The organism is Methylobacterium sp. E-005 (genome assembly GCF_022829725.1).
GTDB lineage: Bacteria > Pseudomonadota > Alphaproteobacteria > Rhizobiales > Beijerinckiaceae > Methylobacterium.
Genome location: NZ_JAKSYG010000033.1, coordinates 1 through 8,791 on the forward strand (window position 1 = coordinate 1; position 8,791 = coordinate 8,791).

Annotated in this window: 8 protein-coding genes and 1 pseudogene; 1 reads left to right on the forward strand and 8 read right to left on the reverse strand. The window is 65.8% G+C overall.

Going from position 1 to position 8,791, the window contains the following annotated elements; genetic code table 11:
- Positions 1-320 (forward strand): hypothetical protein (locus MKK88_RS03265; protein WP_243997163.1); only part of this gene is annotated, 320 nt, incomplete at its 5' end.
- A gap of 80 nt (positions 321-400) precedes the next feature.
- Here the strand turns inward: MKK88_RS03265 and MKK88_RS03270 are convergent.
- From MKK88_RS03270 to MKK88_RS03305, 8 genes and pseudogenes are all read right to left on the reverse strand, one after another.
- On the reverse strand, positions 401-2,305 hold the full coding sequence (locus MKK88_RS03270) for an ATP-binding protein (RefSeq protein ID WP_243997164.1): 1,905 nt from the start codon (positions 2,303-2,305) through the stop codon (positions 401-403).
- Positions 2,302-3,264, reverse strand: coding sequence for a SpoIIE family protein phosphatase (locus tag MKK88_RS03275; RefSeq protein WP_243997165.1), 963 nt, complete (start codon positions 3,262-3,264; stop codon positions 2,302-2,304). Before MKK88_RS03275 ends, MKK88_RS03270 begins: the two co-directional genes overlap by 4 nt.
- Before the next feature lie 34 nt (positions 3,265-3,298).
- Positions 3,299-3,703, reverse strand: coding sequence for an anti-sigma regulatory factor (locus MKK88_RS03280; protein WP_243997167.1), 405 nt, complete (start codon positions 3,701-3,703; stop codon positions 3,299-3,301).
- Positions 3,684-4,085 carry an STAS domain-containing protein gene (locus MKK88_RS03285; RefSeq protein WP_243997168.1) on the reverse strand — a complete coding sequence of 134 codons (402 nt, stop codon included), beginning with the start codon at positions 4,083-4,085 and terminating at the stop codon, positions 3,684-3,686. Before MKK88_RS03285 ends, MKK88_RS03280 begins: the two co-directional genes overlap by 20 nt.
- A gap of 4 nt (positions 4,086-4,089) precedes the next feature.
- A complete protein-coding gene (locus tag MKK88_RS03290; RefSeq protein WP_243997169.1) occupies positions 4,090-4,968 on the reverse strand; it encodes an STAS domain-containing protein in 879 nt (292 codons plus the stop codon).
- 517 nt (positions 4,969-5,485) lie between these two features.
- Positions 5,486-5,896 (reverse strand): response regulator, encoded by a 411-nt coding sequence (locus MKK88_RS03295; protein WP_313901828.1) that lies wholly within the window; start codon positions 5,894-5,896, stop codon positions 5,486-5,488.
- Between the two features lie 93 nt (positions 5,897-5,989).
- Positions 5,990-7,084: pseudogene (locus MKK88_RS03300) on the reverse strand (IS630 family transposase).
- Between the two features lie 419 nt (positions 7,085-7,503).
- The coding region (locus MKK88_RS03305; RefSeq protein WP_243997171.1) for a DUF2252 domain-containing protein at positions 7,504-8,791 on the reverse strand (1,288 nt) is incomplete at its 5' end.

The window sequence follows — 8,791 nt, forward strand, 5'->3', positions numbered from 1 at the left end:
TCACCAAGTACCTGATGTGGCGCGATCTCGTCGACCGCGCCGACCTCCTGAAGCGCAACCCGGTGGTGCGCCACCTCATCGACACCCCAAAGCATTCCTACGGCGACGGTGCGCCGTTCCCGGAACCGCAGCGTCTCGACCCGTGTACAAGGGACCATATGGTTGATCAACGCCGCCGCTTGGAGGCTGGGATCGGCGACCCACCAGAAACCGGACATTCGGCTTGGCGCCCATTGCCGCCGTACAGCTTCACTCCAGCGCATCTCGGAAGCAGACGCTTCCTCAACCGCCGACGCGCCGTGGGTTCGAAAGCCGCGTGAACCTACGCAATTCAGTCGAGACCATGAATGGGAAGTTGGCCACGATCGCCTTTGGATAGCGCATCACCGGCGACTGCACATCAGCGGTCGGGGGGTGACGCGCCGATGATCCGGCGCAGGGCGCGGCCGACCTGCGCGGCCGAGTAGGGCTTGTGCAGCAACTCGAAGCCGTGGCTGTCCTCCTGGGCCAAGACGTGACTGTAGCCTGATGCCAAAATCACCGGCAGGGTCGGAATGCGCATACGCAACGCTCTGGCGAGCTCGATCCCACCCATACCTGGCATGATGACATCGGAGAACACGGCCTGAAAGCCCGCACCGTCCGTCCCGAGACGCTCGAGCGCCTCTTCCGCGTTGACGACCCACTCGGGTGCGTATCCGAGATCCTCCAAGATCTGAGTGCAGAAGCGTCCGACCTCGAGGTTGTCCTCCACAAGCAGGATGCGCTGACCGAGGCCAGCCGGCGACAAAGCGGCGTCGGGGTCGGGCACAGGGGCTTCGGCGGTCTCGGACGATACTTCGGGCAGGTAGAGGGTGAAGACCGTCCCCTTGCCGCTCTCGCTTGTCACGTCCACGTCGCCGCCGGACTGCTTGGCAAACCCGAACACTTGGGAGAGCCCGAGACCGGTGCCGCGCCCGACGTCCTTGGTCGTAAAGAACGGTTCGAAGATGCGCCCGAGCACCTCCAGGGGAATGCCCGAGCCGGTGTCGGCGAGCGAGACCGCTACGAACGGCCCCTGCGAGCCGGCATGCCCCCGGATCATCGGCATGGCCCGCCCGGCCGCCACCTGCATCGTCAGCGTACCGCTGCCGTCCATGGCGTCGCGGGCGTTGACGGCGATGTTCACAAGGGCCGTCTCGAACTGGTTGAGGTCGGCGCGGACCAGGGCGGGTCTGTCCGACAGCTCGACTCGGACTTGGATGCGCGTGCCTGTGATGGTGTCGAGCATCTCGGCCACGCCGCGCAGGCGTTCGCCGACCTCGAACACCTCAGGCTTCAGGGACTGGCGACGTGCGAAGGCCAGGAGCTGTCCGGTCAGCTTGGCGGCGCGGTCGACGGTGTCGGAGACGGCGTCCATGTACCGCTTGCGCCGGTCTTCCGGCAGATCCGGGCGACGGAGGAAGTCGACGGACGAGCGGATGATTGTCAGCAGGTTGTTGAAGTCGTGCGCGACGCCACCGGTCAATTGCCCGACCGCTTCGAGCTTCTGGGATTGCCGCAGGTCCTGCTCCATCCGCTCGCGCTCGACGGCCTCGGCCAGGAGCCGAGCGTTCGCCTCAGCAAGTTCGGCAGTGCGGGCAGCCACTTGGCTTTCCAGGAGAACGCCCGCCTCGCGCAGGAGTACAGCTTGCGCTTCCAACTCCGCGTGGAGCGCGACCACGCCCCGGTTCGTCTCGGAGAGTTCCTGGTTCAGGCGCTGAGTTTCCTCCTCGCGCTCGGCCAGCGCGGCGAGGCTGCGCAGAAGCTCCCGGTTCTGCTCGCGCAAGGCGACCAGCGGTTCCTCAGTCCTGGCTCGAGCGATTTCCTCGGCCAGGCTCGCGAGCCTCGGTCCCGTGAAACGTTCAGCCCCGGATGGAAGCCGCTTCCAGAACGTCACGACAGTGCCGCTGCCGGCCACCGTGTCGATCTCGAAGCGATCCATCAGCCGCCGTGAACCGGTGATGCCGATGCCGAGGCCCGTCGTCGAGCGGAAGCGACCTTCAAGGATGGCGTCGAGATCGGCGATGCCCGGTCCCTTGTCGCTCACTCTGATGATCAGGAACTGCTCGCCTCGGTCCCGATCGAGCTGATCGAGGCCGTACTCGATGCGACCGCCACCGGCGTAGCCGTAGGCGTTGCGCGCGATCTCGGACACCGCCGTGGCGATACGGGTCTGGTCCTGGATCTCGAAGCCCAGGCGCTCGGCCAGCCGGCGCACGCGCTGGCGCACCGTCGCTATGTCATCCTCGTGCCGGACGGCACTGGTGAGGAGCGGCCACCTCATCGCGTCCCATCCCGCACGACGAGCACGGTGGCATCGTCTCGGGCCCTGGCGAAGTCGCGATAGATCACCCCGGCCACGAGCGCCGGATGGGCGGCCACGAGGCCGGGATGGGCGTCGAGCGACCAAGCCGTGGCGATCCCGTCCGAGCACAGCACGAACAGGTCGTCCGGGCGCATGGGGTACTCGAATTCCTGGATGCGTCGAGCCGCGTGCCCCGCGGTCCCGGCGAGGCTGACCGTCCGCTTGGTCACAGTGCCGGAGACGACCGCACCTAGCACGTTGCCGATGCCGGCAAACGCGAGGGTGCCCCGGTTTCGCTCATAGCGCGCGACGGAGATCGCACCGCCTCGCGTGTGCGACAGGCCTGCATGGATGGCGGACAGGATCGCGGCGGGCGGCTTGTCTTGGTGTCTCCGGAACAGCTTCAGCGCCTCCTCGGAAGCCTTGGCGGCCTCCGGCCCGTGGCCGAGTCCGTCCGACACCACGGCGGTCCAGCCGTCGGCGCGCTCGCGCACGGCGTAGGCGTCGCCGTTGGCGGTCTCACCTTTCAGGGGGACCGCCACGGCCCCAAAGGCCGGCACGGCGTCAGAAACGGTCTTCCTGTCGATTGACAGGCGCGCCAACACCGCCGTGCCCAGCCCGGGGCGAGACACGATGTCGAAGGCGTCGGAGATGCGGCGCACCGCGCCGAGGCCCTCGCCCGCGCTGCCGCCCGTGGAGTGTCCGTCCGTCAGGGCCAGGCCGAGATTTGAGAATCCTTCGCCCTTGTCGAGCACGAGGATCTCGACGCCCGAGCCGGTCCCGTCCTCGTAGGTGCCAACCAAGACCTCGCCCGGCACGCCGTACTTGACCACGTTGGTGGCGAGTTCGGTCACCACGAGCGCAATGCGGCCGGCCGCGGTCTCGTCGAAGCCGATGGACTGAGCGACGGCCACCGCGCGTCGTCGGGCCTCGGCCACCTAGCTCGCTTCCGTGACGGTGACCCGGTCCATGTCATTTCCACCGGGCGATCATGACGCGCGTGCCGACGCCGGACGTCGATTCGATATGAAACTCGTTCGAGAGGCGCTTGGCCCCGCCCAGGCCGAGGCCGAGGCCCTTGCCGGAGGTGTAGTGGTCAGTCATCGCCTGCTCGATGTCGGCGATGCCGGGACCCTGGTCGTCGAAGGTCAGGCGCAGGCCCTTGCGCGTCCCGGCCTGGACGATCTCCGCGCGGATTTCACCGCCCCCGCCGTAATCGAGGGTGTTGCGCGCGAGCTCACTCGCGGCGGTGATGATCTTTGTCTGGTCGACGAGCCCGAGGCCGATCTCGACGGCGAGGGCACGGACCTGCTGCCGCACGCGCACGACGTCGTCGCCGGAGCGAATGGGCAAGGTCTCACTCTTCGTGACCGTCACGGTCGCTCCCGTGCCCGTCGCCCTCCTCGACTAGCCGCGCTTGGACCATCGCCATGCCGCGTTCGACGTTGAGGGCCGTCCTGATGCCGGTGAGCTCCAAGCCGAGCTCGACCAAAGTGATGGCGACCGCCGGCCGCATACCGGCCACGACGGTCTCCGCGTCGAGGACGCGCGAGACAGCGGCGATGCTCACCAACATGCGCCCGATGAAGGAATCGACGATTTCCAGTGCCGAGATCTCGATGAGCACGCCACGCGCGCCGGTGCGCACGATCATCGCCGTGAGGTCCTCCTCCAAGGCCAGCGCGAGGCGGTCGTGCATGTCGACCTGGATGGTGACGATCAGCGTGCCGCCGAGCTTGAGGATCGGGATGCGGTCCATGGCCTCAGCGGCGCTCCCCAGTCACCGTCGCCTGCTGGCGCACCACTTTGCGGCCGGTCCGCTTTAGGGCGAGCGCGAAGGCGTCGGCCAACGTCGCCTTCGAGACGACGTTCAGCTCCACGCCGAGATGGACCATGGTCTGCGCGATCTGCGGCCGGATGCCGGAGACGATGCAGTCGGCGCCCATCAGGCGGGCGGCCGCCACGGTCTTGAGCAAGTGCTGCGCCACCAAGGTGTCGACGGTCGGTACGCCGGTGATGTCGATGATGGCGATCTCGGCCTCTTCGTCGACGATGGCCTGCAGCAGGTTCTCCATGACGACGCCGGTGCGAGCACTGTCGAGGGTGCCGATGAGCGGCAGCGCCAGGATGCCGTCCCAGAGCCGAACCACCGGCGTGGAGAGTTCGGCGATCTCCTGCCCCTGACGCCCGATGACCTCCTCGCGGCTGGCCAGGAACACCTCCATCGTGAGCAGCCCGAGCCTGTCGAGCACTTTCCCCGCCGCCCATACGCCGGCGGCCAAGGCCGAGGCGTCCGCGGCCGACTTGCGCCTTAGCGCCTCGAAAAGCGGCTCTTTGAGCGAGAAGACGAAGTTGGCGGTGTCGGTCGGCGTGAACCCCTGGATCGCTCGCGAGCGTGAGATATCGGCGAGGTTCTCGCGCAGCGGGGTATAGCTTTCCGCGTCCGCGTCGACCCCGCCGGACGAAAGTCCGTCCCGAAGCTGGCCGAACACGGCCTTGGCCTGGGTCTGGAGTTCGGCCTCCCGGATACGACCGCTCTGCAGGGAGGTCCCTTCCCGGAGAGATATGTACCAGGCTTCGAGGATGGCGGCCTCGTCTTCTGTGAGCGTCCTTTTCAGGACCTCGGCGCCGTCCATGCTCATCAGGTTTTTCCCATCGGTATGATGCAGCCTCTATCCCGATACTGAGCCTCTCGATAGGCACCATCGCTACGAAGAAGCCGGCTGGGGCAAGTTATTTCTCGCCTTCGGCTTTCCTCTGTTGTGTCGTTGACCTCGCCGACACGACCACGTTGCCACTGCGGACTCTCCACGTTCCACTTGTGCGGCTGCCGGAGGATAAGATAATTCATTTGAAGGTGAATTATTGACTGAATACCGAACTTACTCTCAGCGTCGCTGCGTCGATCAAGAATGAGTTCGTCAAAAATAATCTAAATTCCACCTCTCGGAGCAGTAATAACTTACTAAAATAACGAGTCTAATTTGAGGCAGCGCCTCGGATTTCCCGTTCGACCTTATCCTGAGCCAAGCAGCAGCTAATAACAAAATTTAGGCGATCTATTCACTCAATCAGGCAGCTCAGAATCGGACGGTTCCAGGGGCTGCTTCTAGCCGGAAGCGCCTCTCACACCAGACACCATTCGCCGAGATTAGAAGACTACGCCTTCAACGACTCCGGGTGCTTCTCGTCAGGCAGAGTCTTGCGGACATGGTGTCGAACGATCTCTGCGCTGAACGGCTTGCCAATGAATGTCGCCCCCTCCGGCAGGTCGCCGGGCTCAGGCTCGGCTTGGCCCGAGGCTACTACGACCGCGATGTGCGGCCATCGCTCGCTTGTCTGCCTTGCCAAGTCGAAGCCGTCGGCCTGCCCCGGCATGTGCACGTCGGTGAAGAGCAGTTGAACCGCGTCGTGATGCTGATTTAATATCTTCAGGGCCTGGACAACGTTCATCGCCTTCAGCACCTGAAACCCCGCATCCTCAAGGATACTGGTCGCCTCCATCAGGATCAGGGCGTCGTCGTCGACGACGAGGGCGTGGGGCGCATCGCCCAGGGCGTTATGGGTCACGCACTACAAATACCACGCAGGGGCGGAAGGTTGCCTTCCAACGGACTGGTGATCCCGGCAGATCGTCCGAGCCAGAACGCGGCAGGATCCACGCTAGTGTCCTGATTCCTTAGTCTCTCCGACTTGGAGGGTGCGAAGGCAGAAGCGCTGGATAGCGGCGAGGATATCGTATGCGGTTTTGGTCCAGCGGAACGGTTTTGGATCGGCGTTGTGGGCGTCGATGAAGGCGCGGATGTCGTGCTCGAGCGCCTCGGTCGAGCGATGGACCCCGCGCCGGATTTGCTTGTCGGTCAGGAGCGCGAAGAAGCGCTCGACCTGATTGATCCACGAGGCTCCGGTAGGAGTGAAGTGAACGTGTTAGCGCGGCCGCTTGGCCAGCCAGTCGCGGATCGGCTTGGTCTTGTGGGTGGCGTAGTTGTCGATGACGAGATGGACGTCGAGATCGGCGTTGGCCTCGATCTGGTCGAGGAACTTGCGGAACTCGCTGGAGCGGTGCTTCGGGTAGCAGCGGCCGAGGACAGCGCCGGTGGCGATGTCGAGGGCGGCAAACAGCGAGGTCGTGCCGTGACACGTATAGTCGTGGCTCCGGCGCTCGATTTGACCGGGCCGCATCGGCAGGAGGGGCTGGGTCCGGTCCAGCGCCTGGATCTGGGACTTCTCGTCGACGCATAGCACTAGCGCCCTGTCAGGCGGGCTGAGGTAGAGCCCAACGATATCGCGCACCTTTTCGACGAACAGCGGATCGGTGGAGAGCTTGAAGGTCTCGCTGCGGTGGGGTTGCAGACCGAAGGCCTGCCAGATGCGATGGATCGTCGAGGGGGCATAGCCCACCGCCTCAGCCATGGAGCGCAGTGACCAGTGGGTCGCGCCGGGCGGCCTCGTCTCCAGCGTCAGGCGAATGGTCTCGGCGATCTCATCGTCGCCGATCGTGCGCGGTGCGCCTGGACGGGGTTCGTCCAGGAGCCCGTCGAGCCTGCGTTCAGCAAAGCGTCGCCGCCACTTCGAGACCGTGTTGGCATCCGCATTGACCGCCGTGCAGATCGCCTTGTTCTCAAGCCCCGAGGCCGCCGCGAGCACGATCCGGGCCCGCCGCGCCAGCGCCTGTCCGGTCTTCTGGGCCCGGGCCAGCGACTCCAGTTCGCGCCGTTCCAGCTCTGTCAGGTCGATGCCAACCGCGGCCTTACCCATCGCGCCGTCTCTCCGATCATCATCCCCATGACCGTAGAAACTTCGCGATCAGGACACTAGGCTGCGTCGGGGCAACGCGTGCGCCCCGCGCAGTCAGGCCGGAAGGGGTGGCGGTTCTTTAATCGACCTGCGCATTCGCAATCCGACGCCGTACCTCTATCGCTTGCCAGTCAGTCTCGGAATGCGCCGGCTGAGAGTGAGACCAAGAGAGGCGACAGCACGCCGGACAGGGTGGCACTGCGCACGGGAGACGGTGCGACCCGTCATGGCGATCCGGCTGGGCGACGGCCGAGTTCGTGGAGCGCCAAGTTCAGGGCTGCTGGCGCGGGCGAACGACGCCGTCGGTGCAGGCTCGACCCAAATCTCGCAGATCGTGAGAAGGCCGCTGTGTCCGCGCGGCCGCGACCACACCCGTAAGATCAGAGATGCGGATCCTCGGCCGCTCGCAGCCGGCCCGCGCCGATGGCCTCTCGGAAGGTCTGATAGTCCTCCGCGTTCCGATCTCCGTAAATCATGGCCCAGTCGGCCAGGGCCTCGCGCAGATCGGCGCGGCCGTCATGACCGCAGTAACCCGCGATCGCTGCCGCATCCCCGGTTCGTGCGTGGGCCTTGGCGAGCAGCGCCCCGTACGCGTGCGAGAAGTACAGGAGCGACCGGCCTGTCATGCGCGCGACCGGGATCTCGCCCTTCATGTTCTTCATCTGCCGCACGTAGAACGGTCGCCCATCGATCTTTGTCCATCCCAGCAGCGGATCGCCCACGGCCTGCAGCAGGCGCTGGCCGTAGATCACGCGCTCGCCCTCGTGATCGGCATAGGGCTTGGGCATGCCGCGCAGATAGGGCGCGTGGGCTGGTCGCACGGCTTCCTTCACCTGAAGGAAGAGGACGTCTCGATCGGAGTTGCCGCACAGCAGCGCGACGTAGGCCCGGGTCCCGACGCTGCCGACACCTACGACGCGGTGGGCCACATCGACCACATGGTAGCGGCTGAGCATGAACCGCCGCTCGCGCGGCAGCGTCTCGGCATAGCGCTCCAGACCGGTGGTCACAAGCTCGCGTGTCGCCTCATCGACGCGGACGAGGATCGGCGGCTCCTCACGAAAACGCCAGCCACCGTCCGTGCGACGCTCGCCCACTTGGTCGAGTAAGCTCGTGTTGTTCTTCCGCCGCGCCTTCTCGACAGCCCTGTGAACCACAGCCTGTGAACGCGCGTCGATCTCGATGCCGGCGAATGCCAGGTCCTCGGCCCGTGCCGCGCGCCGCCACACGTCGAGCGAGCCACGCGGGGCGAGATCGTCCATCGTGTGCTGGTAACCCGCCGCTGCGCTCAGTACCGCCTGCCGCCGTTCCGATGCGGCGACGTCTGCATCCCGCGCGGCGACCTCGATGCTCGCGCAAAGCCGTTTCAGGTCCCATTCCCACGGCCCGACCGTGACCTCGTCAAAGTCGTTGAGGTCGAGCACCACATCGCCCTGGGGCGATCCAAACAGCCCGAAGTTCGAGATATGCGCGTCGCCGTTCATGACTACATCGATGGCGCCGCGCGGCCCCTGTGCCAGATCCCAAGCCATGACTTGCGCAGCGCCGCGCAGAAAGGCGAACGGCGAAGAGGCCATGCGGGCGACCCGCAGCGGGATCAGGTGTGATTGCCGTCCCGCGTGCGCCGCTTCGATGACGGTCACCGGGTCGGGACGATCGCGGGCGACG